We start from the raw sequence: 26,188 nt of genomic DNA, 5'->3' as shown, positions 1-26,188 counted from the left end.
TTGCGCGCCTGTCTGTTGGGTGGCTTGTCTCATGCCGCAAGCTCCGCCGCAACTGCGCCGAAGGCGGTGATCAGCCGGTTGACCTGGGCGCCAGTGGTCGCCGGAGAGATCAGCATCATATTGTGGAAGGGCGCGATAAGCACGCCGCGATTGACCAGCGCGACATGGATGGCGGCTTCGAGTTCCGGCGCGTGCGCGGCCTCCGCCTCCGCCCCATTGCGCAGCGGGCCCGGCGCGCAGATGAATTCGACGCGGGCGCCGACGCGGGCGACATGCCATGGCAGGCGGTAGCGGTCGATGACCGTGGTCAGCCCGGCATCGAGCCGCCGCGCCAGATGATCCATGCGGTCGTAGTTCTCGGCCGTCATCACTTCTTCGAGCGCGGCGCGCATCGCGGCAAACTGCAGAGGATTGGCCGAGAGCGTCGTGCCCATGCCGGAATAACCCGGCTCTTTCGTCCTGTTGTAGTCGGCGTAGCGCGAGGCGACCTCTTCGCTCATGCCCCATACGCTTGCCGGTACACCACCGGCGATCGGCTTGCCTAGCACGAACAGGTCCGGCTCCAGCCCGTATTTCGCGGAATAGCCGCCCGGTCCGGTCGAGATCGTATGCGTCTCGTCGATCAGAAGCAGCGTGCCGGCCGCGCGGGTCAGCTTTCGCAGCGCCTCGTGGAAACCGGGATCGGCCAGCACCATGCAGGAATTGGTCAGCACCGGTTCGGCGATGACGCAGGCGACATCCTTGTCCCTGAGCGCTGCCTCCAGCGCGGCAACGTCGTTGAACTCGATGACCTTGGCCGTGCGGGTCAGGTCGCGGAATTCTCCGGCCAATCCGGGCCGGTTGGCCGGCTTGCCGTCGATCAGCCGCACCATCGTCTCGTCGACAGAGCCGTGATAACAGCCGTTGAAAACCAATATCTTTTCTCGCCCGGTGACGGCGCGGGCAACGCGCAGCGCGAAGCGGTTGGCATCGGTCGCCGTCGTGGCGATCTGCCAGAACGGCAGGCCGAAGCGCTGTTGCAGCAGCGGTCCAATGGCGAGCGCATCTTCCGAAGGCAGCATGTATGTCAGGCCGCGTCCGGCCTGCCGGCGGATGGCGCGCGCTATCGCCGGCGGCGAATGGCCGAACATCGATCCGGTGTCGCCGAGGCAGAAATCGTCGAGCCTGTTGCCGTCGATGTCGGTGATCGTAGCGCCTTTGGCGCTCTCGACCAGGATCGGAAACGGCGTCGGCCAGTCGTTCATCCAGTGCATCGGCACGCCACCGAAGAAGCCGGGCAGGCCGTTGCCGGCCTTGGCCTGCGATTTCGGCCGCGCCTTGCGGAAGCTGGCGCCTTCGGTATCCCGCAATGCGGCAATGCGGTCGCGGCTGACGCCGCCAATGGACGTGTGGGCGCTGTGCATGAAACCCCTCTCTGGCGCAGTAGTGGAGTAGTGGGGTAGGCGCTCAACGGCCCGGATGCTCTAAACCCGCTCCCATATTGCCCTACTCCCCTACTCCCCTAACCCGTGATGTCGATAACGCCGCAGTCGCCGGCGGCACTGCCGAAGGCGATGCGCCGTTCCTCCCTGTCCCACATCATCGAGGTGATGGCGCCCTTGCCGGGGCGGCGCAACAGCACTTCCTTGGCGTCGGAAAAACGCACCGCCATCACCATGCCGTCCTCATAGCCGATGGCGACGACATCCTGGCTCGGATGGCAGGCGACTGAGGTCACCATCGCATTGCCGCGCGTACCGAGTTCCAGCGGCGCCTTGCCCATCGGCCCGTCCTTGCCTGAAAACGGCCAGACGATCGCCGCCGGCGCGCCGGAACTCGCCAGCCACTTGCCTTTCACGCTCCATGACAGGCTTTTGACCTTCGCAGGATAGCCGCTCATGCGCATATGCTTGCCGTCTGCCAGCTTCCAGCCGTGCAGCGCGTTTTCCTGCATGGTGGTGACCAGGAAGGCGCCATCCGGCGAGAAGGTGATGCCGGTATGGGCGCCAGCCCATTCGAGCTCCACCGGCTTGCCCTCGGCGGCCGGGAAATGCAGCGTCGCGCCATTGTAGCGCGCTACGCCGAAGCGCATGCCCTTGGGCGAAAATGCCAGCCCCTCGACCGAACGCGGATGGGCGAACTCTTTTGTGTGGCCGTCGGCAAAGCGCACATAGGCGGTCTTGCCTGTAGCGTAGGCGATGGCACCTTGCGGGCCAGCGGCGACGCTGGTGACCCACTTCTTGCCCGCGCTCGCCAATTCCTTGGCCTCGCCGCCCGCTTTCACCGCAAACACCTTGCCGTCTTCGCCGCCGGTGAGCAGCCGGTCATTGGCGGCATCGTGGAAGGCCGCGAGCAGCCCGTCATTGGCCTGCACCGTCTTGTGGCCATTGTCGAGCCGATGGACGGTGCCGTCGGCCAGCGCGAAATGCGGCACGTCGCCGAGGAAGACGGCGGCAAGGCAATGGCCTTCGAGATCAAGCGGGGCGACGGTCGGCATGTAGGACAGGTCCATTCCAGATTGTTGCTGGTCGTCTCGGGAGCCGCCAGCGCGCCAGGCGCGGCCCCACCCTCTCCCGCAAGGGGAGAAGGAAGAGCGGGCAGCGCTACCGCCATAAAGTCCGGAAATCAAGCGGCCTGGCAGGCCTCGAAGCTCTTCCTCAGCCGTTCGGGGTCCAGTTCGCGACCGATGAACACCAGCCGGCTCTCATGCTTCTCGCCGTCTTTCCAGGCGCGCTGGTGGTCGCCCTCGATGATCATGTGCACGCCCTGGATGACGTAACGCTCGTCGTCGCCCTTCAAGGCGATGATGCCTTTCAGGCGCAGGATGTTCGGCCCCTCCATCTGGGTGACCTTCTCGATCCAGGGGAAGAATTTCTTCGGATCCATCTCGCCCCCGCGCAGCGAAACCGACTGCACCGTCACGTCATGAATGTCGGATGGATGCGCGTGATGGTGGTGCCCATCGTGGTCATGATCGTGCCCGTCATGATCGTGGTGGTGATGATCGTGGTCGTGGTCATGATCATGGTGGTCGTCATGCGCCTCGAGGAAATGCGGGTCGTTCTCCAGCGCCCTGGACAGGTCGAAGGCGCCGCGGTCGAGCACTTCCGACAGCGCCACGCCGGCGCGGGTGGTGCGATGGATCCTTGCGGCCGGGTTGATGGCGCGGATCGTCGCTTCGACCTTGGCGAGTTCTTCTGGTGTGACGAGGTCGGTCTTGTTGAGCACGACGACGTCGGCGAAGGCGATCTGGTCCTCGGCTTCCTTGGAATCCTTCAGCCTGAGCGGCAGGTGCTTGGCGTCGACCAGCGCCACCACCGCGTCGAGCTTGGTCTTGGAGCGCACGTCGTCGTCCATGAAGAAGGTCTGCGCCACCGGCACCGGATCGGCGAGACCCGTGGTCTCCACCACGATGGCGTCGAAGCGGCCGGGCCGGCGCATCAGGCCCTCGACGACGCGGATCAGGTCGCCGCGCACCGTGCAGCAGACGCAGCCATTGTTCATCTCGTAGATTTCCTCGTCGGATTCCACGATCAGGTCGTTGTCGATGCCGATCTCGCCGAATTCGTTGACGATGACGGCGTAGCGCCTGCCGTGGTTTTCCGACAGGATGCGGTTGAGCAGCGTCGTCTTGCCGGCGCCGAGATAGCCGGTCAGAACGGTTACGGGGATCTGCGTCTGTGCGTCGCTCATGGCTTGCCTCGAATGGATGGGCCTTGAAAGATTTCGGCGGCCTCGAAAGGGATTGTCGGCTCCATATAGGATGCGCGGCGGGCTTTTGCACGAGGCAAACCGCGAATGGCTGCGGTCCAATCCCTAGGTCAGCGTCTCGTCGAACTAGGCGGCTGGCGGCGCCCTGCAGGCCATGCGGTATCGGTGCGCAAAAAGAGCCTGTGGACGACCACGGCCGGCCGATCCACCGCAATCGCTTTCGCGAAAAGTCGTTTGTCATCTAACTGAAATAATCATCTGGCATTAGCCACGGCGGGTACCGCAATGCTTGCCGGCAAAGCTGTTTCAGGCGCCGGAATCTTTTTTGATCGTCGATTGCCAACCGGCCGGCTGCGTCTATGCTGCCCGCACCGGTATGGCCGAAGAGGGATGACCATGGCCAAGGCGGACAAAACTGCGACAATGAGCCGGCTGCATTCGGCGGCAAGGCTGGCAAGAACAGCGCTTGCGGCACGGCTGCTGGCGCATGGCTTCTATGCCGGCCAGGACCAGATCATGCTGGCGCTCGACCGCGAGGACGGCCAGACCCCGGGCAATCTGGCTGGCCGGCTCGGCGTGCGCCCGCCCACCATCACCAAGACCATCAATCGGCTGCAGGCACAGGGTTTTCTGCAAAAGCGCGCCTCCGACGCCGATGCCCGCCAGGCGCATATCTTTCTCACCGACACCGGTCGCGAGACCATCCGCGCCATCGAAAAGTCGGTGAAGAAGACCGAAAAGCAGGCGCTGAAGGGCCTCGACAAGAAGGACCAGAAGGCGCTGTTCAAATTTCTTGCCCGCATCGAGGCCAATCTTTCGAACGAAGAACTGGCCTTGATCGACGACGACGCCGAGTCGGACGACTGACCGCCGGTGCGGTGATCAGGCTGCCGCTGCGGCCCCACGGATCAGCGAAGACCAGCGTCCCGGCGTCATGCCGAATGCCTTCTTGAATTGCCTGTTGAAGTGGCTTTGGTCGCTGAAACCGGCCTCGGCCGCGATCTGTGCCAGCGGCTCGCCGGCGGCGATCATGCGTCGCGCGCGCTGAAGCCGGCGCATCAAAAGGAAACGATGCGGGCTGGTGGAGAAAGCGGCGCGGAAATGCCTGGACAAGGCATAGCGGTCGAACCCGGTAACCGCCTCCAACTCGTCGGATCGCACGGGCCGGGCAGAGTTTTCCGTGAGATAGTCGCGCGCCAGAGCGGCCGCCCGCCAGGCCGTTCCCGGCACCGCTCTCGCCGGCTGGCCGGCATGGCGGGCGAGCCCTTGCATCAGTTGCGCCAGGAAGTCGGCGACGAACAGCTCATCGAGTTCCTCCTCCAGCGGACCCAGCGCCGAAAGCAAGGTCGCGCGCAGGCGTTCGTCCGCCACCACGGCCTGCCTGACGAAAGGCAGCGATGCGCCGCCGAGGCAGTCCAGCATCAGTGACGGTTCCAGATAGAGGATCCTGTAGCGCAGCCCGTCCTCGGTTCCGGCGCCGCCATCATGCAGTTCGTCGGGATGCAGGACGATGATCTGGCCGGGCAGGCTATGCCGCACCGCACCGCGATAGCGAAAGCTCTGCACGCCTTGCAGCGTCACCCCGATCGCATAGGTGTCGTGGCGATGCAGGTCGAAGGCGCTGCCGTGGAATCGCGCCTCGATGCGCTCCATGCCGGCGGGGTCGCGGGCGGCAATGATGCAGTTTTCCGCAGCCTCCGCGCACAAACGTCCAAGACCCTGGAACGCCTGGCTGCCTAGATCGAGCGACATCGCTTCCTTTCGCCTTGAAAGGGGCACAACCCCGAATGGTCACTGTCTCATGTTCGATACGAAATTTGCAATCGTGCTCAGGGATGATCTGCCGGTCTGGCAAAAACTCAACGTCACCGCATTCCTGACCAGCGGCGTCGTCGCGCAGTTCCCCGATATCATCGGCGAGCCCTATCGTGACCGCGCCGGCAATGTCTACAACCCGCTGTCGATCCAGCCCGTCATCGTGCTGTCCGCCGACCAGGTGACACTCGGCGCGATCCACAGCCGCGCCCTGGAGCGCGGAGTAACGAGCTCGCTCTATGTCGAGGAGATGTTCTCGACCGGGTTCGACGCCGCCAACCGCGCCGTCTTCGCCGAATTCGCGCCGGAAGACGCCAAGGTGGTCGGCATTGCATTGCGCGCCGACAAGAAGACGGTCGACAAGATCACCAAGGGTGCTCGCATGCATCCCTGACGGCGCCGGCCTGAGCCTGTCGGCGCGTCTTGTTGTGCCAGCTGCTTTTGGCTTGCCGCACGCCCGCAATTGCCGCAAAAGGTGGGCCTCAGCCCAGTTTTCCATCCGGCCTGCAAGTGAGTGCTCCCCAAACATCTTCAGAAAGCGCGACGCCGCCGGTGGCGATCCTGTGCATGCTTTCCACCTATGTCTTCTTCACCTTTCTCGACACCAGCAGCAAATACCTCGTCCTAGCCGGCGTCTCCGCGCTTGTCGTCGCCTGGGTGCGCTTTGCCGTGCATGTCGTGCTGGTCGGCGCGCTGTTGCGCGGCTGGCGTGAACCGGCGCGGTTCTGTCCGGCCAACCTGCCGGCTCATGTCCTGCGCGGGCTGTTCCTGTTCGGCTCGACCATCTTCAACGTGCTGGCGCTGCGGTCCCTGCAACTGGCCGAGACGACATCGATCTATTTCTTCGGGCCGATGGTCATCACCGCACTTGCCGGCCCGCTGCTTGGCGAATGGGCGGGCTGGCGGCGGTGGCTGGCGATCCTGGCCGCGTTCGCCGGGGTTCTGATCATCACAAGGCCGGGAGTCGGCGTTTTCGGCATCGGCCACCTGTTCGCGCTCGGCTCGATGCTGTCGAACTGCTTCTATGTGATCATGACCCGGCGCATGTCGGCGACCGAGACATCGGAAAGCCTCATCCTGTTTTCGGCACTGGCCCCGGCGGTGGTGCTCCTGCCCATGCTGCCGTTCTCGTTTTCCCTGCCGCATGATGGCTGGCACTGGTTCATCCTGCTCATGCTCGGCGTCTTTGGCGGCGTCGGTCATTGGCTTCTGGTGCAGGCCTATCGCATGGCCACCACCACCGCGCTCGCCCCCTATCCCTATTCGCAGATGGTGTGGATGATCCTTTCCGGGCTCATCGTCTTCAAGCAGTTCCCCGACCGCTGGACACTCGTCGGCGCCGCCGTCATCGTCGCCAGCGGTCTCTACATCGTTCATCGCGAGCACCGGCTGCGCCTGCGCAATCGTGCGGTGCTGGACGTCGAGGCGGAAGCGCTGGCAAAAAAACTTTGATTTAGCGTCGAAGGGTGGCATAAGGCCGCCTTTAAACAGTTTAAAAAAACGACGGGGGAGGGGAAGGCTGGCACAGAAGATCAAGCTGTCGACGATCGCGGATGCGCTCGGCGTGTCCACGGCCACGGTATCGCTGGCGCTGCGCGACAGCCCGCTGGTGGCAGGCGGCACCCGTGACCGCATCAAGGAACATGCCCGCGCCATCGGCTACATCTACAACCGCCGTGCCGCCAGCCTGCGTACCTCGCGTTCGGGCATTGTCGGCGTCGTCGTGCATGACATCATGAACCCGTTCTTCGCCGAGATACTGCGCTCGATCGAAAGCGAGCTCGACCGCAGCCGCCAGACCTTCATCCTGTCCAATCACTACGACCAGCTCGAGAAGCAGCGCACTTTCATCGACACGCTTTTGCAGCTCGGCGCCGACGGCGTCATCATGTCGCCGGCCATCGGCACTCCGGCCTCGGATATTCTGATGGCCGAGGAAAACGGCCTGCCGGCGGTGCTGATCGCGCGCACCGTCGAGGGCGCCGACGTGCCGGTTTTTCGCGGCGACGATGCCTATGGCACGGGGCTTGCCACCAATCACCTGATCTCGCTCGGCCACAAGCGCATCGCCATGATCGGCGGCACCGACCAGACCTCGACCGGCCGCGATCGCTACCAGGGCTATGTCAACGCCATGGAGGCCGCCGGGCTGGAAGTGCGGCCGGCCTGGCGCATCCCCGGCCCGCGCACCAAGCAGGCTGGCTTCGAGGCCGCCGGACAGTTTCTGGCCCTGAAGGACAAGCCGACAGCCGCCTGCTGCTGGAACGACCTCGTCGCCATCGGCCTGATGAACGGCATCGCGCGCGCCGGCCTGGTGCCCGGCCTGGACATATCGGTCACCGGCTACGACGATCTCGAGGAGGCGGCAATCGCCACGCCGGCGCTGACCACCGTGTGGAACGGTCAGCGCGAGGTTGGCCGCCGCGCCGCCAGCGCCCTGCTCGACAAGCTGAACGGGCAGACGGTGCGGCCCTCTCAGGAACTGATCAAGCCGGAACTGCATGTGCGACAGTCGACCGGCAAGCCGGTGGAGCGTGCATGACAAGGCCCGAGCAACTGCAAACCGTCGCCATCCTGGTGCCGGGGCATTTCAACGACCACGCGGTCGAGCGCATCGACCGGACATTCAGGCGTGTCGGGATCGAGCGCGCCGACCCGTCCCTGGTCACCGATGAAATGCGTGACAACGTGCGCGCCATCGCCTCGTTCGGCGGCATCAGCGCGGCCTTCATGGATGCATTGCCCAAGCTTGAGATCGTCGCCAGTTTCGGTGTTGGCTACGATTCGGTCGATGCCCGCCACGCTGGCGATCACGGCATCATGGTCACCAACACGCCGGATGTGCTGACCGAGGAGGTCGCCGACACCGCCATCGGCCTGCTGATCAACACCGTGCGCGACCTGCCGCGCGCCGAAGCCTGGCTGCGCGACGGCAGCTGGCAGTGCAAGGGCAACTATCCCTTGAGCCGGCTTACCTTGCGCGGCCGCAGCGCCGGCATTTTCGGCATGGGCCGCATCGGGCTCGCCATTGCCCGCCGGCTGGAGGCGTTCGGATTGCCCGTCGCCTATCACAACCGGCGCCGGGTCGAGGGCCTGTCCTACCCCTATCATCCGACGCTGAAGGGCCTCGCCGAAGCAGTCGACACGCTGATTTCGGTGGTCCCGGGCGGCGCCTCGACGGAAAAGGCGGTCGATGCCGAGATCCTGTCGGCGCTTGGCGCCAACGGCGTCTTCGTCAATATCGGGCGCGGCAGCACGGTCGACGAGGCGGCGCTTGCGACAGCCCTCGCCAAGGGCACTATCGCCGCCGCCGGGCTCGATGTCTTCGCCGACGAACCGAACGTGCCGCGGGCGCTGCTTGACGCGACCAATGCCAGTCTGTTGCCGCATGTCGGTTCGGCGTCGGAGCACACACGTCGCGCCATGGCGGATCTGTGCGTCGACAATCTGGTGTCCTGGTTCAGCGAGCGCCGGTCGATCACACCTGTGCCCGAGACCGCGCATGTGAAGGCGCGCTGCTGAGCGGTCGGGCTGCCATATTTATTAACGTCAGCTTAACCCTTTGAAATCATTCTTCATCCTGTCCGTACGCATGGATGAGGATCACCATGAAAACGCTTTCCGTACTGATCGGAGCCGCCGCCCTGTTTGGCGGCGTTCAGCTGTTTCATGGCGGCACTGGTGAAAGCGTCGCTGAAGAGGCCGCGCCGCCCGACACCTACAGGCTGGTCGCCAATGGTGATGAGGGGGTTTGCGCAATCAAACGCGGCGCCACCGTCTCGGACGGCCTGTCGCTTTTGACGGTGGCTCCGAACTGTAGCCGACTCATGCCAGGCATCGAGCGGGCGAAATTCTGGCGCGAGCAGGAGGACGGCACGGTCGCCTTCAGCGTCAACGGCGTCGATCCGATCGTCACCTTCGCGGTCGCCGATGGCGACGGATTCGAATCCTACGCTCCCGCACTGCCGCTGCTGTCGCTGGCGGCCGCCGGGGACCCGAGCACCGACGACTGATTACTCCGCCGCCGCGCGGGCGCCGGCTTTGGCAGCCGCATGCAGGCGAACCGCGTCGCCGAAGGCCCGGAAGATCTTGGCCGAGTTACTATCCGACTTGACCCAGTATTCGGGATGCCACTGGACGCCGACCGCGAAAGCGCGGGCATCCTTTACAGAGACCGCCTCGACGGTGCCGTCGTCGGCCACGGCTTCGATCTGCAGCTTCGAACCAAGCCGGCCGATTGCCTGGCGGTGCAACGAGTTGACCTTCATGTCGCCGGCCCCAAACACACCGGCCAGGCAACTGCCCGCCTTGATCGAAACGGTCTGGTGAATCGCGAAACGTTCGTCCTGATTGTCGCTCACCGGCGCGCGGTGGTCGAGCGAGCCTTCACGCTCCTGGATTTCAGTGCCCAGCGTGCCGCCCAGCGCCACGTTCATCTCCTGGATGCCGCGGCAGATGGCAAGCAGCGGCACGCCACGCTCGATCGCTTTGCGAATCAGCGGCAAGGTGGTGGCGTCGCGTGCCGGGTCATAGGGGCCGTTCGCCTCGCTGGCATCGCCGCCATAGAGCGAGGGGTCGACATTGGATTTCGAGCCGGTCAGCATGACGCCGTCGACCGACGACAGCAGCTCATCGAAATCGAGCCGATCGCCGAACGAGGGCACCAGCACCGGAAACACGCCGGCGCCGGCGATCGCCGCCTCCAGATATTGCTGTGGGGCGGCATGCCAGGTGTAGTTGTCGAATTGACGGACGTCGGTCGATACGGCGACGAGCGGCTGCTGCATTTTGGCTTTGTTTTCCATCTGGGCCGGGGAATCCTGCCCTCAAAATAGGCGATCCCAGCACATTTTTCCATGACAAGTTTCGGTCCGTCGGATGGGCCACCAAACGGCCCGTTAGACTATAGTTGCAAGGCCCTGCGCACACGCCGTCAAATCAGGCCGCCACGCTGGACTCGACTCCTTGCCCGTGTATTGTTTCGCCCAGCCGTGCGGGGCATCGAGCATGCGCCGCACGTCGGTTTGTTGATCCAAAAGGGAGGACTTCATGGATCGTCGTTCATTCATCCGCAAGGCCGGGACGACCGGCGTTGGCGCCGCTGTGGCCGCCGCCACGCTCGCCGCGCCGGCCATAGCCCAGTCCAATCCAAAGGTGACCTGGCGGCTGGCGTCGTCCTTTCCCAAATCGCTCGACACGATCTATGGCGGCGCCGAGGTCTTCTCAAAGATGCTTTCGGAAGCCACCGACGGCAACTTCCAGATACAGGTCTTCGCCGCTGGCGAGCTGGTGCCCGGCCTTCAGGCGGCCGACGCCACGACCGCCGGCACGGTCGAGGCCTGCCACACGGTGGCATATTATTACTGGGGCAAGGATCCGACCTGGGCGCTGGGCGCGGCGGTTCCGTTCTCGCTCAACGCGCGCGGCATGAATGCCTGGCACTATCATGGCGGCGGCATCGACCTGTTCAACGAATTTCTCGCCACGCAAGGCTTGTTCGGCCTGCCTGGCGGCAATACCGGCGTGCAGATGGGCGGCTGGTTCCGCAAGGAGATCAACACGGTGGCCGACCTTTCCGGCCTCAAGATGCGCATCGGCGGCTTCGCCGGCAAGGTTGTGCAGAAGCTCGGCGTCGTGCCGCAGCAGATCGCCGGCGGCGACATCTACCCGGCGCTCGAAAAGGGCACCATTGACGCAGCCGAATGGGTCGGCCCCTATGACGACGAGAAGCTCGGCTTCTATAAGGTTGCGCCCTACTACTACTATCCAGGCTGGTGGGAAGGCGGCCCGACCGTCCACCTGATGTTCAACAAGGCGAAATACGAAGAGCTTTCGCCGACTTACAAGTCGCTGCTGCATACCGCCGCGCAAGCCGCCGATGCCAACATGCTGCAGAAATACGACTATCTCAATCCTGCGGCGGTGAAGCGGCTGGTGGCCGGCGGCGCCAAACTGCGTCCGTTCAGCCAGGAGATCATGTCCGCCTGCTTCGAGAAGGCCAATGAGGTCTACGCCGAAATGGAAGCCTCGAACGCGCCGTTTAAGAAGATCTGGGACTCGATCAAGGGCTTCCGTAAGGAGCACTATCTCTGGGCGCAGGTGGCCGAGTACAATTACGACACCTTCATGATGGTCCAGCAGCGCAACGGCAAGCTGTAAGGTTTTTCTGCCTCCTTTTCGAAGACCCCGGACTCGGTAGTCCGGGGTTTATTCGTTGGGCGTCGGTGCTGGAAACATCGATAGTCGAAGGCGTCGAAACTTGCGCCGCAGGGCCGGGGGTCGAACGGGTTCGAAGCGACAGCGGCACTCAGCCTCGGTCCGGCACCACCACCACCTTGACCTCGCCGGCGGCAGGCGGGTTGGCGATTACCGCGGCGGCCTCTTCCAGCGGCACCTGCCTGGAGATCAGCCGGTCGATCTCGATCGCGCCCGAAGCGATCAGCTCGGCGGCGCGGCGGTGCGTGTAGGGATTGAGGAAGGAGCCGAGAACCTTCAACTCGCGAAACAGAAGATCGAAGGGCTCGAACGCCGCCTTCATGCCTTGCGGCACCACGCCGACAATGACGACCGTGCCGCCGGCCCTCGCCAGCCGCAGCGACTGCTCGACCGTTTTCTGGACACCGGCACATTCGAGCACCACGTCGACACCGCCGGGCACCAGTCCCGCTGGCCCGGAGATGGCATCGATGACGTCGGCGGCGCTTGCGTCGACCGTTGCCGTCGCGCCGAGCTCCTCGGCCAGTGCGCGCCGTGAGGCCTGTCGCGTCGACAGGATGATGGTCGTCGCCCCTGCAAGCCTTGCCAGTTGCACTGTGAGCAGGCCGATCACGCCGCCGCCAAGTATGGCGACCGAGGAGCCGGGCTTGATCTCGGCCAGATCCACGCCATGCAGGCAGCAGCCGAGAGGCTCGCAGAAGGCGCCGTGCGTCGGCTTCAAGTCCGCGGGCAGGATGAAGGCCTGTTTCTGCGGCAACACGACGTAGTCGGCGAAGCCGCCGTCGCGATGGATGCCGATGGCATTGAGATTGCTGCACAAATTGATGCGGCCGGCATGGCAATGGCGGCAGCGTCCGCAGGCGATGTTGGGGTCGCCGGTGACGCGGTCGCCGAGCGAGAAGCCGCTCACCGAATGTCCCATTGCCTCGACGATGCCGGAGAACTCATGGCCGGGTGTTACCGGCGGCCGGCAGGGAAACTCGCCGTGGAAGAGATGCCGGTCCGTGCCGCAGACGCCGCAGGACTCGATGCGCACCAGCAGATCGTCAGGCCCGGGAACCGGCTTGGCGACCTCGCGCAGCGTGATGCTGCCAACCGCTTCCAGCCGTACCGCTTTCATGATTTTGCGACCTCCGGCATCAGTTGAAGTTCGGCGGCTGCGACAGATCCGGCTGTGGTGCCGCCGGTTTGGCGGGCGCCGTGTCGCCGAAGTTCGGCGGTTGCGACAGGTCGGGTGCGGCAGGCGCGGCGGGCGGCGCGGCGCCAGTGGCGGGTGCGGTTCCGGTACCGGCCGGCGGCGTGCCGAGCGGCGTCAGTCCCGGCACCTCCGGCACCGTATAGTCGATCGTGCCGGAATCGACCGCTGTGCCCTTGTAGTGCATCACCATTTGCGGGAAGGCGATGGTGAGCCCGATCATGATCACCTGGATGCAGACGAACGGCACGGCGCCCCAATAGATCTGGCCCGTGGTCACCGGCGCGATCTGCTTGCCGGTCAAGCGGTCGAGATAGGGCACCCGGGCGGCGACCGAGCGCAGGTAGAACAGCGCGAAGCCGAAGGGTGGATGCATGAAGCTGGTCTGCATGTTGACGCCCAGAAGCACACCGAACCAGATCAGGTCGATGCCGAGCTTGTCGGCGGCCGGTGCCAGCAGCGGCACGATGATGAAGGCCAGTTCGAAGAAATCGAGAAAGAAGGCAAGCACGAAGACCAGGATGTTGACGCCGATCAGGAAGCCGACCTCGCCGCCCGGCAGCGAGGTCAAGAGATGCTCGACCCAGATGTGGCCGTTGACGCCGTAGAAGGTGAGGGAGAAGACGCGCGCGCCGATCAGGATGAACAGCACGAAGGACGACAGCCTTGTCGTCGAAGCGAGCGCCTGCTTGACCACATCGAGCGACAGCCGGCCTTTGATCGCCGCCATCGCAAGCGCGCCGACAGCGCCCATGGCTCCGCCCTCGGTTGGAGTGGCGATGCCAAGGAAAATGGTGCCCAGCACCAGGAAGATCAACGCCAATGGCGGGATCAGCACGATCACGACCTGCTGCGCCAGCCGCGACATCATGTTGATTTTCAGGCGCTGATCGGCGATCGCAACGATATAGATCACGGCCACGCCGATGCTGGCGCCGAGGATGTCGGCATTGTCGCCATGGGTCGGTGCGAGATAGCGGTAGGCCGCGTAGGAGATCGCCACCGTCGCCAGCAACGCGACCAGCAGCGACACGACGCCATGGCCGAGCGTGCGTGCTTCCAGCGGCAGCGCCGGCATCGAATTCGGCCGGACGATCGTCATGATCAGGATGTAGAGCATGTAGAGGCTGGTCAGCACGATGCCGGGGATCAGCGCGCCCGCATACATGTCGCCGACCGAGCGGCCGAGCTGGTCGGCGAGCACGATCAGCACCAGCGACGGCGGGATGATCTGGGCGAGCGTTCCGGACGCGGCGATGACGCCGGACGCCAGCCGGCGGTCATAGCCGTAGCGCAGCATGATCGGCAGCGAGATCAGCCCCATGGCGATGACCGATGCCGCCACCACGCCGGTCGTCGCGGCCAGCAGCGCGCCGACGAAGATCACGGCATAGGCAAGCCCGCCGCGGATCGGCCCGAACAGCTGGCCGATCGTATCGAGCAGGTCTTCCGCCATCCCCGATCGCTCGAGCACGATGCCCATGAAGGTGAAGAAAGGGATCGCCAGCAGCGTGTCGTTCGACATCACCCGGCTGCCGTAGAAATTATCCGGCAACGCATGCAGCAGCGGCCAGGCGAGATTGATCGAGCCGCCCGAATAGGGTGAGACCAGCACGCCGATGAAAAAGAACAAAAGTCCGTTGGCGGCGAGCGAGAAGGCGACGGGATAGCCGATCAGCAGGAAGAGGACCAGCGAGGCGAACATGATCGGCGCCATGTTCTGGGCGATGAACTCGATCACGAGCGCACCTCGTCGGCCAGTGCCTTGGCTTCGAGTTCCGCCTGCTCATGCGCCGATATGAACGGGGTCGGGTCGTCCATGTCGCCGCGCATGATGGCGATCTTCTTGATGATCTCGGAGATGCCCTGCAGCGCTAGCAGGAAGAAGCCGACCAGCAGGATCGCCTTTGCCGGCCAGATGATCAGCCCGCCGGAATTGTTCGACATTTCACCGCTGCGGAACGAAAGCGACACGTAGGGGACGAAATAGATCACCATCAGCGTCACGAACGGCATCAGGAAAAAGACATGGCCGAAAAGGTCGATCCAGTGCTGCACGCGGCGCGGGAACAGGCCATAGACGATGTCGATGCGGATATGGTCGTTCTGCTTCAGCGTGTAGGCCGCCGCCAGCATGAAGGCGGCGCCGAACAGGTACCATTGCAGCTCCAGCCACGCATTCGACGAGGTGTCGAACACCTTGCGGATGGTCGCGTTAGCGGCGCTCACCAGGATTGCCAGCAGGATCAACCACGATATCCATTTGCCGATGAACTCGTTCACACGGTCGATCGTCCTGGATAGAGCGAGAAGCCCTGCCATGCATTCCTCCCTTTTGTCCGAGGCGCGACGGCTCCCCGTTGTTTTACGCCGCGCCGCTGTGGCCTAACCGTATGCCGTGCGTGGCAGGACGGGTCAACACAGGAGCGGCGCTGTCAACGCGGTTGTGAGACGAGGAAGCCGACGAAGCGCAGGGCTGCGGCGCAGGGCTCGGAAAACCGGAACCGGCTTCCGGCAGGGTTCGTGGGCAAAATCAAAGCGTTAAGGAGATCGTTTCGTTGCCGAAACAGGCTCATCGGTGGCAGGCGTCATGCAACCAAAGTCTGATGCTGATCACGCGATCTTGGTCTGGTCGCGGCCAGCGCCGATCAGCACCAGCATGGCGACGAGGAACAGGTACATCCATGCGTCGCGCCATTCCACCGGGAAATAGCCGGCCCACAGCGACTCGGCCATGCCGAAGGCGGCAGCGCCCAGGGCCGCCCGCGGCGGTGAGAGATAGCCGCCGACCGCCGTCACGAACAGGATCTTCAGCCCGTAGACGAGGCCGGAACCGAAACTGACATTGCCGTAATAGAGGCCGGCCATGACGCCGGCCAGCGCGGCGCAGAAACCGCCGAACAGCACTGCGTGGCGGAACACGGCGCGCACATCGACGCCGCACATGGCGGCCGCCTTGGGATCGTCGGAGACGGCGCGCCAGCGCCGGCCGAAATTCGAATGGGCAAAGGCCCATGCCGCAAGCGCCACCGCCGCCAGCACCACGGCGCAATCGAGCAGCTGGATCAGCGTCAATGTCGCCTTGAAGCGGGCATCCTGCGCGAAAACGACAGGCTGCGCCAGCATAGGCGGCAGCCACAGATCATGCGTGTCGGCCGCGATGCGGCTTGCTTCCGACAAAACCAGCAGGATGCCAAGCGTGGTCACCACGATCGCATTGGGCGAGCGGTCGGCCAGCGGTTCGAAGACGCTGCGCGACAGGACGCGGCTGATGAGCGCGGCGTAGAGGAAAGCCGCTGCGACGCCGAGCACCACCGCCGCCGTCAGCGTCAGCCACAGCACCTGATAGCCGAAGGCGGCGGTCAGGATCATCGTCTGTCCGCAAAAGGCGAACAGCGCGCCATAGGCCAGGTTGGTGCGGTGCAGGATGCCGTTGGTCAGCACATAGCCGAACGCCAGCAGCGCATAGAGTGCGCCTGAATGCAGCCCGTTCAGGACCTGCTGGAACAGATACAGCATGCGAAAATCCTCGGGGGCATGTCGCCCAAAGCGCATAGCGGTTTTGGGACGACGATACGCTCCAGACAGAGAGCGGCAATACCCGCTTCAGGGCAGACTTGCATCGTCGAATCTAACTTGTCAAATGCCATTTATCGGTTAGATTTCGGACATGACGGTATCCTGGACCCCGCACCGCTTCACCGGCGGCCTGCTCGCGCTCGACACGGCGAACACCGTCGTGCTGCGTGCCGATCCCGAGAGGACCTTCGACCGTTTTGACGATCCGCGCGAGATCGCCCGCTTCGCGGACGCGGCGAGCGGCTTTCGCGCCGCCGAGCTTGGCGGCAGGCGGCTGGCGGTCTCCGCGCCGGCTGCAATCGCGCCTGTCGTGCTGGCGATCCGCGAGGCGACGGACCGGTTGTTTCGCCACGCGGTGTCGAAAGGCACCGTCGCTACCGATCATCTCTCAGGCTTGCTGGGGGCCTGCGCCGGCGGTCTTGCCGGCAGCCGGACCGAGATCGCAACGCCCGGAAAGCCGTTCGGCGATCCGGCAACGCCGATCGCATTCGAAGCGGCACTGGCGGTTTCCGCCCTGTCGCTGCTGCGCAACGACACGGTCGCCAGGCTCAGGATCTGCCCCAACTGCACCTGGCTGTTCGTCGACCGCAGCCGCAATTCCAGCCGCCTGTGGTGCGACATGGCGGTCTGCGGCAACCGCCAGAAGGCAAGCCGCCACTATCGCCGCCGCAGGGCGGCCAATGAGGTCAACAATGTCCAGGATTAGCTCTCGTTCAGCCCTGCTCGGCATGGCGCTGATCGCGGCGATGGCGCTCGGCGCCTGCCGCGACACCGCCAAGGACGGTGAAGGCAAGTTGTTCGAGATTTCGGGCAAGATATTCGTCTTCAACTATCGTCTTGCCAGGGCGACCTATGTCGTGACGCTGCGGCCCCTGCGCCCGATGGGAGAGGGCCAGGTCGCGGTCGCCAGCTTCCAGGATCCGGCCGGCGGCGCGCCGTTGGTGGTCGAGCAGAAGGTCTGGCCCAAGCTCGACAAGGTGACGCTGGAGAGCCCGGCTTTGACCTGCGTCGTCAAGAACACGCCTTATACGATCGCCATCGCTATCAAGGGTTCCGACGGCGCGGTCCTGCAGAAGATCGACACCACGCTGATGTCCACCGAAGACCAGTCCATCCTGCCCGACCGGCCGCTCGTCATTGACCAGCTCTACACCGCCAATCCCGATCTCGTCGGCCACCCCGACGGCAAGCTGCCGGGCGAGCCGAAGCCCGACTGCTCCAAGGGCACCTGACGCTCGCCGCCAAGCCGAAAGGCAAGCGAAATTTTCGTACGCCGGACATTGCTCGCGGGGCGATTTCATACCGGGCAAGAGACGACGGCGGATCGTTCGTTGCGCGTTGCCTGGCACGTCCGATTTCGTTTGACCTGTGTTGCAAGGGGAGAAAGGATGCGTCATCCGATCCCGACGCTGGCTGCCTGCCCCCGCGCGGCCTCCGCAGAGGAAATGCCTGATGACGCTGCACGACGTCGCGCTCGATGACAAGTTCGACCTGAGGAAGGAACGCATCTTCCTGTCCGGCGCCCAGGCGGTCATCCGCATGCTGCTGATGCAGCGCGAGCGCGACCGCCGCGCGGGCCTGAACACGGCCGGCTTCGTCTCCGGCTATCGCGGTTCGCCGCTGGGCGGCCTCGACATGCAGCTGTGGAAGGCAAAAAAACAGCTCGCCCAGGCCGACATCGTCTTCCAGCCCGGCCTTAACGAGGAACTCGCCGCTACCGCCTGCTGGGGATCGCAGCAGACGGAACTGCTGGGCGAAGGCACCCATGACGGCGTTTTTTCGATTTGGTACGGCAAGGGTCCGGGGGTCGACCGCTCCGGCGACGTCTTCCGCCACGCCAATCTGGCCGGCTCGTCGAAACATGGCGGTGCGCTCGCTTTGATGGGCGACGACCACATGGCCGAATCCTCGACCAACGCGCATGCCACCGAATTCCTGTTCGTCGACGCCATGGTGCCGATCCTCAACCCGGCCGGTGTCCAGGAGATAATCGATTACGGGCTCTACGGTTTTGCCATGTCGCGCTTCGCCGGTACATGGGCGGCCATCAAATGCGTCAAGGACAACATCGAATCGACGGCCTCGGTCGATGCCTCGATCGAGCGTCTGAACATCGTTAATCCCGAGTTCGACATGCCGCCCGGCGGCCTCAACATCCGCCACGAGATCGACATGCTCGGCCAGGAGGAGCGGCTGCATGAGTACAAGCGCGCCGCCGCGTCGGCCTTCATCCATGCCAACGGGCTGAACCGCGTCGTCTATTCGGGCGGCCGCAATCCCAGGATCGGCATCATCACCATCGGCAAAAGCTATCTCGACGTCCGCCAGGCGCTCGAGGATATCGGCATCGACGAGGCGGCCGCCGGCCGCATCGGCGTGCGGCTGTTCAAAGTCGGTTGCCCCTGGCCGCTCGATTTCCAGCACATTGCCGAGTTCGCGCGCGGCCTCGACACCATCGTCGTCGTCGAGGAGAAGCGTTCGCTGATCGAGGTGCAGCTTCGCGAGAGCCTCTACGGCACCGCCACGCAGCCCGTCATCGTCGGCAAGAAGAACGAGCGCGGCGACTGGCTGTTTCCGGCCAAGGGCGCGCTCGACCCCAACGAAATCGCCATTGCCCTTGGCGAAAGGATCGTGAAAACCATCGGTCCGTCGGAAGAGATTTCAGCGCGGGTGGCGAAGCTGCGCCAGTTCCAGGCCATGCTCGCAGACGCGTCGGACATCGGCTCCCGCACGCCCTTCTTCTGCTCCGGCTGCCCACACAATTCCTCGACCAAGGTGCCGGATGGCTCGATCGCCGCGGCCGGCATCGGCTGCCATTTCATGGCACTGTGGATGGACAGGAATACTGTCGGCTTCACCGCCATGGGTGGCGAGGGGGCGCAGTGGGTCGGCCAGGCGCCCTTTTCCAAGCGCGACCACATTTTCCAGAATCTCGGCGACGGCACCTACAACCACTCCGGCACGCTGGCGATCCGCTTCGCGCTGTCGTCGGGCGTCAACATCACCTACAAGATACTCTATAACGACGCGGTGGCCATGACGGGCGGCCAGCCGCATGAAGGCGGCCTGACGGTGGACATGATCGCCAGGCAAGTGCGGGCCGAAGGAATCGAGCGCATCGCCATCGTCACCGACGAGCCTGACAAATATGCCGGCAAGGTCGAGTTCCCGGCCGGAGCCACCATCCATCACCGCGACGATCTCGATCTCGTCCAGCGCGAGCTACGCGGCGTCAGCGGGGTTTCGATCCTGCTCTACGACCAGACCTGTGCCGCCGAAAAGCGCCGCCGTCGCAAGCGCGGAACCTTTCCCGATCCCGACAAGCGGGTCTTCATCAACGAACTGGTCTGCGAGGGCTGCGGCGACTGCGGCGTCCAATCGAACTGCGTCTCCATCCAGCCGGTGGAGACCGAGTTCGGCCGCAAGCGCCGGATCGACCAGTCGAGCTGCAACAAGGATTTTTCCTGCGTCAATGGCTTCTGCCCGTCCTTCGTCACGGTGCATGGGGCCAAGATCCGCAAGGCCGAAGGCATCGCCGGCAAGACCGATCCGCTCGACGGCGTTCCAGCAGCCGCCGAATTCCCGCTCGGGGAACAGGGCTGGGCGGCGATCATCGACGGCGTCGGCGGCACCGGCGTCGTCACCGTCGGCGCCGTGCTCGGCATGGCGGCTCATCTCGAGGGCAAGGGCTGCGGCATGATCGACATGGCCGGGCTTGCCCAGAAGGGCGGCTCGGTGTTCACCCATGTCCGCATCGCCCGCACGCCCGATGACATCCACGCCATCCGTGTCTCGGCCGGCAAGGCCGATCTCGTGCTCGGCTGCGATCTCGTCGTCTCGGGAGCCAAAAAAGTGCTGGCCGCGGTGCGCGAGGGCCACACCATCTTCCTCGCCAACACTGCCGAGATCATGCCGGGCGAGTTTGCCCGCTCGGCCGATTTCTCGCTCCCCATCGAGCGCTTGAAGAAGGCGATCCGCACTGCTGCCGGCGACGACAAGGCGCATTTCTTCGACGCCACCCGCACAGCCACCGCCCTGTTCGGCAATTCGCTGGGCGCCAACATGTTCATGCTCGGCTTCGCCTTCCAGCATGGCGGTCTGCCGCTGTCGGCGCAAGCCGTCGAAAAGGCGATCGAATTGAACGGCGAGGCGGTGGGGATGAATATCGCCGCCTTCCGCTGGGGCCGCCGCGCCGCGCATCAGCCGGATTTCGTGCGTGGCCTCGTCCAGCCGGGCAAGGACGGCCAACCCGCCACCATTGCCCAGACGCTGGACGAAATCATTGCTCGCCGGGTCGCTTTCCTTTCCGCTTATCAGAACGCCGCCTATGGCAAGCGCTACGCCGGCAGGATCGCTGCCCTGCGCGCGGCCGAAGCCAAGGCCGCGCCCGGTTCGAGCGCCGTGACGGAAGCGGCGGCCAGGAACCTGTTCAAGCTGATGGCGATCAAGGACGAATACGAGGTGGCGCGGCTCTATACCGACGGCTCCTTCGCCGCCGAACTCGGCAAGCAGTTCCAGAGTTACGAAAAACTCGAATTCCACCTGGCGCCGCCGATTCTGGGCCGTCGCGGCAATGACGGCAAACCGAGGAAATCGAGCTTCGGTCCCTGGATGATGAAAGGGTTCCGCATGCTGGCGGCGATGAAGGGCCTGCGCGGGACAGCATTCGACCTGTTCGGCTACACCGCCGAGCGGCGCATGGAGCGGCAATTGCTGGCGCAATATGAGGCCGACCTGCAACGCGTCGCCAACTCGCTGGCGCCGGACACCATCGAGGCCGCCACGGCCCTCGTCTCCGTGCCGGCACTCATCCGCGGCTACGGCCATGTTCGGCAAGCCAGCGCTCAAAAGGCGGCCGGCGAGCGCCAAAGGCTGCTCGAGCGCCTGTCCGGCACGTCAGCGAAGGCGGAACTCCAGGCCGCCGAGTGATGGCCTTGTTTACCTAAAGCCCAATTCTCCCAGTCTGTCCTGCTTTGCGCACCCTCGGCAAGCCGCCCAAAACCGCTGTTCTAAGCCTTTCTTAAGGCGGATGTGAGATGACGAGGCCTAGCGTTGGGCCGACGACATGGGCAGAACAAAGACCGAAAACATCCCAGCGGATGTTTATATCCAGTTTGTGCGGTCGTTGTTCGACAACGCCCACATGCTGGTGATCGGTGGCGTGTGCTACTGGATCCTCGGACTAATGATCTACTTGCGCACGAACAATCCGTTGTTCCTGGCTTTCTCTTTTGTTCTGCTGTCCATCTGCCTTTACCGCTATTTCGGCATTCGCGCCTTCCGGAAGGCAGGCGGTGTAATAGCCGACGTCCAGGAGGCGCATCGGTGGGAGCGCAACTACATCCTCAAGGGCAGCGTGCAGGGCCTCACGTTGGGCGCGCTGTGCTTCATATCGATCTATGTCTATCCCGATCCCTTTGCCGAACTGGCCGCGACGTCGCTGGCCATCGCAACCTTGGTGACGGTTGTTGGCCGGAACTACGGCTCTCCCATTATGGTGCGGGTTTTTTCCGTGACCTTCATTGGTCCGGCAGCACTTGCACTTTTGCTGCGCATGGATGTGCCTTCGGTCATTCTCGGGCTGATGATCATCCCGTTGACTTTCGTCACGATCAACAGCGCCGACCACGTCCGCGATGTGCTTTTCTCGGCCGTCATCGGCCACAAGGAAGCGAGGAAGCTCGCGCTCAGATTCGATCGCGCGCTCAATACCATGTCGCATGGCCTCGTCATGCTTGGCCCGGACGGTCGGGTGGCGGTCGCCAATGCCGAGGCCGCGCATCTGATGTCGCTCAAATCGGCCGATGCTCTGCTTGGGCGGTCAATCCATGGTCTGTTGATGCGCGGCGTCGTGGGCGGCATGCTGGCCCCAAAGGACTGCCGCTACATCGAAGCCCAGCTGACGCGTGCATTGCGCGAGGGCCGCGACCGTAAGGTCCTGGTTTCGCTCGCCAATGGCCAGCACTACGAATTCTCCGCCCGCGAAGGCAGCCAGGAACTCGGGGTCATCACCTTTGAGGACGTGACGGCGCGCGTCGAGGCGGAAGACAAGATCCGCTTCATGGCGCGCTATGACAATCTCACCGGCCTGCCCAATCGCGCCTATTTCCACGAACTGATCGGCGAGGCGATGGCGTCAGGCGACCGTGACCGCCTCTGCGGCCTTGCCGTGCTCGACCTCGACGATTTCAAGAGCGTCAACGACACGCTCGGGCATCCGATCGGCGATGGATTGATCTACGCGGTGGCCGAGCGTCTTGCCGCCATTGCGGGACAAGGCATCACCGTCAGCCGCTTCGGCGGCGACGAATTCATGGTTTTCTTCGACCGCATAGAGGATGAGAGCCATCTGACCCTTCAGATCGACGAGATCTTTGCAGCGTTGCAAGGGGAGGTGGACGTCGCCGGCCACGGGCTGCGCATCCAGGCCAGCGGCGGCGCCGTGCTGTCGCGGGTCAGGGATACCGACGTCGACGCCATGATCGTCAAGGCGGACCTGGCGCTCTATAAGGCCAAGGAGCTCGGCAAGAACGGCTGGCGGCTGTTCGAGGCCGCCATGGACGCTGCGTTCCGCAACCGCCAGCTGATGAAGGCGGATCTGCGCAGCGCGGTGGAAGGCAAGGCCCTGCGCGTCGTCTACCAGCCGATCGTGGCGATGAGCACGATGCGCATCGCCAGCTGCGAGGCGCTGTGCCGATGGGACCATCCCGACCTCGGGCCGATTTCGCCCGGCATCTTCATTCCGCTGGCGGAGGAAATGGGCATCATTTCCGAGATTAGCACCTTCGTGCTGCAGGCAGCCTGCACCGAATGCGCCAAATGGCCGGACCACACCAGCGTCTCGGTCAATCTCTCCGCCAAGGATTTCCGCAACCGGGACGTCATCCAGAAGGTTCGCGACGCTCTGGTCAGCTCCGGCCTTGCCGCCGGCCGGCTGGAGATCGAGGTCACCGAAACTGCGCTGCTCGATGACAAGTCGCTGACACGTCAATATATCGAGGAGCTGAAGCAGATCGGTGTGCGCATCGCACTTGACGATTTCGGTACCGGCTATTCGAGCCTGAGCTATCTGCATAAGCTGCCGCTCGACAAGATCAAGATCGATCGCTCCTTCCTGATGGACGTCACCCAGAGCAAGCGTTCGCTGGAGCTGCTGAAGGGCATTGTCAATCTGTCGCGGCCGCTTGGACTTTCGGTGACTGTCGAAGGCGTCGAGACCTTTGAGCAGCTCAAGATCCTTGCCTTGCAAGTGAAACCGGATCTCGTGCAGGGCTTCCTGTTCGGTGCCGCGCTCAGTGCGTCGGGTATCGAGACGATGTCGAATGTCACCTGGCCATTTGCCGCTGACCTGCGTCGCACCGGTAAACGGACGGTCCGTTAGCGCCGTAATTTTCGACTTCGCTCGATTGGATTCCCCGCGCGTTGCGAATCGCAGACGCTCTTTGATGTCGAACTCGTTCAGTGTCGGGATACGGTTCCGCCGCGATTTTGCCTTTGCGCAATGCAGCTGAAAGGGTCCTCCTCAGAGTATGCAGATGTATTCGGAGGCATGATCCACGTCCTCTCAGCGGCAATCGCTCGGACGATTGCTCAGTAAGATATTCTCGGGCGACTCCCGGCCATTAAGGTTAACGGAATGTAAATCAACAAGATCTAAATTTCGGCTTGTGTCTCATTTCAACTCGAATAGCCTATCCTAGGTCGAATTCGAGGACAGACGATGGATGCTGCAACAGCTACAAGGAATGCGTCTGGCGGGGTAAGCACAGCCGGGGATTCGGTGCTGAATCGATCGATGATGCAACTGCTTGAGCATGTCGATTATCGCCTCATTACCGGGGGCGAGGATTTGGAAGCGATTTACCGGCTTCGCTATAAGTCCTATCTGCGCTCCGGCATGTGCGGCCCGCTCGCCAGCGGCATGTTCGAGGATCGCTGGGACAATCTACCCAATTCCTACCGATTCGGTGTCTATTGCTACGGCGAATTGGTGAGCACAATCCGCTTCCATTACATTTCCATCGAGCACCCGAATTCGCCCTCCGTTGATGCCTATCCGGAAATACTGATCGAGCGGCTTGCCCGCGGAGAAACCTTCATCGATGGAACCCGCTTCGCAACCGATCCTGACGCCGCGCCGGCACCCGGAGTGCTGCCGTTTCTGACACTCAGGCTTGCCATGGTGGCCTCGCTCTATTTTGGCCAGAACTCTGTGCTGACGCCGGTCAAGGTCGAGCATTCCAATTTTTATTCTCGTTACTTCAATGCCGTGCAGAGGACCGAGGCTAAGGAGTTTCCGGGCGTTCTTACCCGGATCGCCCTGTTCGAAATCCCCGCCGGCGAAAATATGCGCCTGACGCTCGAACGTTTCCCATTCTTCAGGTCGACGCCCATGGAACAGCGGTTGATGTTCGCCAATCCGGCCATCAATCGGCTGACGCCCTTGTCTATCGTGCCGACGGCGAAATATTATCGTGAGGCCGCCTGAGGCCCCTGATTTTGCAAAGCTCCGGAGCTTTCCGGCCAGATCCGCGTTTTGATGACGGCGGCGCGTTGACGCTCCGCGTCTTCATTTCGACGTATCTGCCAAAAGGACCCCGACATGCATATTTCCCAGCTCGCGCTCACGCCGCTTATCTCGCTGATCGCCGGGGTGCTGATCCTAGTCATGCCACGGCTGCTGAACTACATCGTCGCGCTCTACCTGATCATAGCCGGCCTGCTTGGATTGTTTCCGCACCTCGCCGGCTAAAGACGGCCAGCGCGGTTGACGCGCCAGCCGGCTTCGTCCGGGATTGCGCGAAAACAAGCAGCCGGAGCGGTTCGGCGATTCTGCCGAACGCAGGGGCGCTTTGCTTCAAATTTCCCTTGAGGCAGTTGTCGGCTGCGATGCGGCAATAGCGCCATTGCTCTCGGCGCGGCTTTTCGCTATGTGCCTGAAAGATGTCTTCGAAGGGGTATTCCTATGGCTGAGCACACGCCGACCGGTCCTGTCGAACTGGGCGCGAAGATGGACTATGCCGAGCACGACCGCACCTATGCGGGCTTCCTCATGCTGGCCAAATACGGATCACTCTTCTGCGGCGCCATACTTCTGGCGATGGCTTTCGGTTTCTTCGCGGGCGGCTTCTTCTCGGCGACTATCCTGTTCGTCCTGATCATGGCCGTCGGCGCCTTCATTCTGCGATAGTCTTTCCGAAACCCCATTGCCTTTGACGTCGCCGGATGCCCCGGCCGACATTTTGCGCAAACAGGTTCCAGCCGAAAGGATCATGCGGTGGGACAGACGGTTTTCATCCCTCGTGAGCTCGATGCGAACGAGCCGCGCGTCGCGGCTTCGCCCGATACGGTGAAACGGCTGGCCGGCCTGGGTCTTGAAGTGGTTGTGGAGGCCGGTGCCGGCACGCGATCGCGCATTCCCGATGAGGAGTTTGCCAAGGCGGGCGCTTCGATCGGCGAGGCCGGCGATGTTGCCAAGGCCGACGTGGTGCTGAAGGTGCGCCGGCCGACTGATGCGGAGCTGAAAAGCTACAAGTCAGGCGCTGCGGTCATCGCCATCATGGATCCGTATGGCAACGATGCCGCCGTCGCGGCACTGGCCAAGGCCGGGGTGACCGCCTTTGCGATGGAATTCATGCCGCGCATCACGCGCGCCCAGTCGATGGACGTCTTGTCCTCGCAGGCTAACCTTGC

The 26,188-nt window shown here is 63.6% G+C and carries 23 protein-coding genes and 1 pseudogene; 15 read left to right on the top strand and 9 right to left on the bottom strand.

Translation table 11 applies throughout. The annotated features are described in order from the left end of the window. Positions 1-29: 29 nt before the first annotated feature. The 3 genes from FJ942_RS26925 to FJ942_RS26915 form a co-directional block, all read right to left on the bottom strand. The gene (locus tag FJ942_RS26925; protein ID WP_140558757.1) at positions 30-1,403 is read right to left on the bottom strand and encodes an aspartate aminotransferase family protein; all 1,374 of its coding nucleotides are present in this window, start codon (positions 1,401-1,403) and stop codon (positions 30-32) included. 98 nt (positions 1,404-1,501) lie between these two features. After that, complete coding sequence (locus FJ942_RS26920) at positions 1,502-2,476, bottom strand: WD40 repeat domain-containing protein (protein WP_140686568.1); 975 nt, start codon at positions 2,474-2,476, stop codon at positions 1,502-1,504. 128 nt (positions 2,477-2,604) lie between these two features. Further along, a complete protein-coding gene (locus tag FJ942_RS26915; RefSeq protein ID WP_140512833.1) occupies positions 2,605-3,672 on the bottom strand; it encodes a GTP-binding protein in 1,068 nt (355 codons plus the stop codon). Positions 3,673-4,086: 414 nt separating this feature from the next. Here FJ942_RS26915 and FJ942_RS26910 point away from each other — a divergent pair, with 414 nt between their 5' ends. Further along, positions 4,087-4,557 (top strand): MarR family transcriptional regulator, encoded by a 471-nt coding sequence (locus tag FJ942_RS26910; protein WP_140501145.1) that lies wholly within the window; start codon positions 4,087-4,089, stop codon positions 4,555-4,557. 15 nt (positions 4,558-4,572) lie between these two features. Here FJ942_RS26910 and FJ942_RS26905 read toward each other — a convergent pair whose 3' ends face one another. Further along, positions 4,573-5,442, bottom strand: coding sequence for an AraC family transcriptional regulator (locus tag FJ942_RS26905; protein WP_140899504.1), 870 nt, complete (start codon positions 5,440-5,442; stop codon positions 4,573-4,575). Positions 5,443-5,491: 49 nt separating this feature from the next. On the opposite strand from FJ942_RS26905, the gene FJ942_RS26900 reads away from it, so the two are divergent. From FJ942_RS26900 to FJ942_RS26880, 5 genes are all read left to right on the top strand, one after another. Further along, complete coding sequence (locus tag FJ942_RS26900) at positions 5,492-5,899, top strand: DUF2000 family protein (RefSeq protein ID WP_140512837.1); 408 nt, start codon at positions 5,492-5,494, stop codon at positions 5,897-5,899. A 173-nt stretch (positions 5,900-6,072) separates the two neighbouring features. After that, complete coding sequence (locus FJ942_RS26895) at positions 6,073-6,957, top strand: DMT family transporter (protein WP_181170047.1); 885 nt, start codon at positions 6,073-6,075, stop codon at positions 6,955-6,957. 67 nt (positions 6,958-7,024) lie between these two features. Beyond that, a complete protein-coding gene (locus tag FJ942_RS26890) occupies positions 7,025-8,047 on the top strand; it encodes a LacI family DNA-binding transcriptional regulator (RefSeq protein WP_140501249.1) in 1,023 nt (340 codons plus the stop codon). Then, the gene (locus FJ942_RS26885; RefSeq protein WP_140899500.1) at positions 8,044-9,027 is read left to right on the top strand and encodes a 2-hydroxyacid dehydrogenase; all 984 of its coding nucleotides are present in this window, start codon (positions 8,044-8,046) and stop codon (positions 9,025-9,027) included. The genes FJ942_RS26890 and FJ942_RS26885 overlap by 4 nt, the downstream gene beginning before the upstream one ends. Positions 9,028-9,113: 86 nt before the next feature. Beyond that, positions 9,114-9,518 carry a hypothetical protein gene (locus tag FJ942_RS26880; RefSeq protein ID WP_140501137.1) on the top strand — a complete coding sequence of 135 codons (405 nt, stop codon included), beginning with the start codon at positions 9,114-9,116 and terminating at the stop codon, positions 9,516-9,518. Here the strand turns inward: FJ942_RS26880 and FJ942_RS26875 are convergent, their stop codons facing one another. Further along, positions 9,519-10,292 carry a gamma-glutamyl-gamma-aminobutyrate hydrolase family protein gene (locus tag FJ942_RS26875; RefSeq protein WP_140567890.1) on the bottom strand — a complete coding sequence of 258 codons (774 nt, stop codon included), beginning with the start codon at positions 10,290-10,292 and terminating at the stop codon, positions 9,519-9,521. 262 nt (positions 10,293-10,554) lie between these two features. On the opposite strand from FJ942_RS26875, the gene FJ942_RS26870 reads away from it, so the two are divergent. Continuing rightward, positions 10,555-11,664, top strand: coding sequence for a TRAP transporter substrate-binding protein (locus tag FJ942_RS26870; RefSeq protein WP_140525590.1), 1,110 nt, complete (start codon positions 10,555-10,557; stop codon positions 11,662-11,664). 148 nt (positions 11,665-11,812) lie between these two features. On the opposite strand, the gene FJ942_RS26865 is transcribed toward FJ942_RS26870, so the two are convergent. The 4 genes from FJ942_RS26865 to FJ942_RS26850 form a co-directional block, all read right to left on the bottom strand. Beyond that, positions 11,813-12,841, bottom strand: a complete 1,029-nt coding sequence (locus tag FJ942_RS26865) for a zinc-dependent alcohol dehydrogenase family protein (RefSeq protein WP_140567815.1) — start codon at positions 12,839-12,841, stop codon at positions 11,813-11,815. Positions 12,842-12,860: 19 nt separating this feature from the next. Next, a complete protein-coding gene (locus tag FJ942_RS26860) occupies positions 12,861-14,657 on the bottom strand; it encodes a TRAP transporter large permease subunit (RefSeq protein ID WP_181167623.1) in 1,797 nt (598 codons plus the stop codon). After that, positions 14,654-15,238, bottom strand: a complete 585-nt coding sequence (locus tag FJ942_RS26855) for a TRAP transporter small permease subunit (protein WP_140501131.1) — start codon at positions 15,236-15,238, stop codon at positions 14,654-14,656. The genes FJ942_RS26860 and FJ942_RS26855 overlap by 4 nt, the downstream gene beginning before the upstream one ends. Before the next feature lie 291 nt (positions 15,239-15,529). Next, positions 15,530-16,435 carry a branched-chain amino acid ABC transporter permease gene (locus FJ942_RS26850; RefSeq protein WP_140501129.1) on the bottom strand — a complete coding sequence of 302 codons (906 nt, stop codon included), beginning with the start codon at positions 16,433-16,435 and terminating at the stop codon, positions 15,530-15,532. Between the two features lie 151 nt (positions 16,436-16,586). On the opposite strand from FJ942_RS26850, the gene FJ942_RS26845 reads away from it, so the two are divergent. The 8 genes and pseudogenes from FJ942_RS26845 to FJ942_RS26810 form a co-directional block, all read left to right on the top strand. After that, on the top strand, positions 16,587-17,201 hold the full coding sequence (locus tag FJ942_RS26845; RefSeq protein ID WP_140672531.1) for a CGNR zinc finger domain-containing protein: 615 nt from the start codon (positions 16,587-16,589) through the stop codon (positions 17,199-17,201). Beyond that, complete coding sequence (locus tag FJ942_RS26840; RefSeq protein WP_140672530.1) at positions 17,176-17,727, top strand: hypothetical protein; 552 nt, start codon at positions 17,176-17,178, stop codon at positions 17,725-17,727. The genes FJ942_RS26845 and FJ942_RS26840 overlap by 26 nt, the downstream gene beginning before the upstream one ends. A gap of 220 nt (positions 17,728-17,947) precedes the next feature. After that, a complete protein-coding gene (locus FJ942_RS26835) occupies positions 17,948-21,424 on the top strand; it encodes an indolepyruvate ferredoxin oxidoreductase family protein (protein WP_140672529.1) in 3,477 nt (1,158 codons plus the stop codon). A gap of 136 nt (positions 21,425-21,560) precedes the next feature. Further along, positions 21,561-23,876, top strand: coding sequence for an EAL domain-containing protein (locus tag FJ942_RS26830; protein ID WP_140672528.1), 2,316 nt, complete (start codon positions 21,561-21,563; stop codon positions 23,874-23,876). Between the two features lie 339 nt (positions 23,877-24,215). Beyond that, positions 24,216-24,983: a hypothetical protein gene (locus FJ942_RS26825; RefSeq protein WP_140501119.1), complete on the top strand. Its 768-nt coding sequence runs from the start codon at positions 24,216-24,218 to the stop codon at positions 24,981-24,983. Positions 24,984-25,097: 114 nt separating this feature from the next. Continuing rightward, positions 25,098-25,247 (top strand): DUF3096 domain-containing protein, encoded by a 150-nt coding sequence (locus FJ942_RS26820; protein WP_140501117.1) that lies wholly within the window; start codon positions 25,098-25,100, stop codon positions 25,245-25,247. 213 nt (positions 25,248-25,460) lie between these two features. Further along, a complete protein-coding gene (locus tag FJ942_RS26815; RefSeq protein WP_140501115.1) occupies positions 25,461-25,685 on the top strand; it encodes an aa3-type cytochrome c oxidase subunit IV in 225 nt (74 codons plus the stop codon). Between the two features lie 87 nt (positions 25,686-25,772). After that, positions 25,773-26,188 (top strand): annotated as a pseudogene (locus FJ942_RS26810) (NAD(P)(+) transhydrogenase (Re/Si-specific) subunit alpha); the annotation flags it as partial.

The organism is Mesorhizobium sp. B2-4-2, from assembly GCF_006442845.1.
Classification (GTDB): domain Bacteria; phylum Pseudomonadota; class Alphaproteobacteria; order Rhizobiales; family Rhizobiaceae; genus Mesorhizobium.
This window is presented reverse-complemented; position numbering and strand designations above follow the sequence as displayed.

What these genes read in the sequence shown, in the direction of transcription:
- FJ942_RS26925 (WP_140558757.1), bottom strand. Translation starts at nt 1,403, where the DNA reads ATGCACAGCGCCCACACGTCCATTGGCGGCGTCAGCCGCGACCGCATT.
- FJ942_RS26920 (WP_140686568.1), bottom strand. Translation starts at nt 2,476, where the DNA reads ATGCCGACCGTCGCCCCGCTTGATCTCGAAGGCCATTGCCTTGCCGCC.
- FJ942_RS26915 (WP_140512833.1), bottom strand. Translation starts at nt 3,672, where the DNA reads ATGAGCGACGCACAGACGCAGATCCCCGTAACCGTTCTGACCGGCTAT.
- FJ942_RS26910 (WP_140501145.1), top strand. Translation starts at nt 4,087, where the DNA reads ATGGCCAAGGCGGACAAAACTGCGACAATGAGCCGGCTGCATTCGGCG.
- FJ942_RS26905 (WP_140899504.1), bottom strand. Translation starts at nt 5,442, where the DNA reads ATGTCGCTCGATCTAGGCAGCCAGGCGTTCCAGGGTCTTGGACGTTTG.
- FJ942_RS26900 (WP_140512837.1), top strand. Translation starts at nt 5,492, where the DNA reads ATGTTCGATACGAAATTTGCAATCGTGCTCAGGGATGATCTGCCGGTC.
- FJ942_RS26895 (WP_181170047.1), top strand. Translation starts at nt 6,073, where the DNA reads ATGCTTTCCACCTATGTCTTCTTCACCTTTCTCGACACCAGCAGCAAA.
- FJ942_RS26885 (WP_140899500.1), top strand. Translation starts at nt 8,044, where the DNA reads ATGACAAGGCCCGAGCAACTGCAAACCGTCGCCATCCTGGTGCCGGGG.
- FJ942_RS26880 (WP_140501137.1), top strand. Translation starts at nt 9,114, where the DNA reads ATGAAAACGCTTTCCGTACTGATCGGAGCCGCCGCCCTGTTTGGCGGC.
- FJ942_RS26875 (WP_140567890.1), bottom strand. Translation starts at nt 10,292, where the DNA reads ATGCAGCAGCCGCTCGTCGCCGTATCGACCGACGTCCGTCAATTCGAC.
- FJ942_RS26870 (WP_140525590.1), top strand. Translation starts at nt 10,555, where the DNA reads ATGGATCGTCGTTCATTCATCCGCAAGGCCGGGACGACCGGCGTTGGC.
- FJ942_RS26865 (WP_140567815.1), bottom strand. Translation starts at nt 12,841, where the DNA reads ATGAAAGCGGTACGGCTGGAAGCGGTTGGCAGCATCACGCTGCGCGAG.
- FJ942_RS26855 (WP_140501131.1), bottom strand. Translation starts at nt 15,238, where the DNA reads ATGGCAGGGCTTCTCGCTCTATCCAGGACGATCGACCGTGTGAACGAG.
- FJ942_RS26850 (WP_140501129.1), bottom strand. Translation starts at nt 16,435, where the DNA reads ATGCTGTATCTGTTCCAGCAGGTCCTGAACGGGCTGCATTCAGGCGCA.
- FJ942_RS26845 (WP_140672531.1), top strand. Translation starts at nt 16,587, where the DNA reads ATGACGGTATCCTGGACCCCGCACCGCTTCACCGGCGGCCTGCTCGCG.
- FJ942_RS26840 (WP_140672530.1), top strand. Translation starts at nt 17,176, where the DNA reads ATGAGGTCAACAATGTCCAGGATTAGCTCTCGTTCAGCCCTGCTCGGC.
- FJ942_RS26835 (WP_140672529.1), top strand. Translation starts at nt 17,948, where the DNA reads ATGACGCTGCACGACGTCGCGCTCGATGACAAGTTCGACCTGAGGAAG.
- FJ942_RS26830 (WP_140672528.1), top strand. Translation starts at nt 21,561, where the DNA reads ATGGGCAGAACAAAGACCGAAAACATCCCAGCGGATGTTTATATCCAG.
- FJ942_RS26825 (WP_140501119.1), top strand. Translation starts at nt 24,216, where the DNA reads ATGGATGCTGCAACAGCTACAAGGAATGCGTCTGGCGGGGTAAGCACA.
- FJ942_RS26820 (WP_140501117.1), top strand. Translation starts at nt 25,098, where the DNA reads ATGCATATTTCCCAGCTCGCGCTCACGCCGCTTATCTCGCTGATCGCC.
- FJ942_RS26815 (WP_140501115.1), top strand. Translation starts at nt 25,461, where the DNA reads ATGGCTGAGCACACGCCGACCGGTCCTGTCGAACTGGGCGCGAAGATG.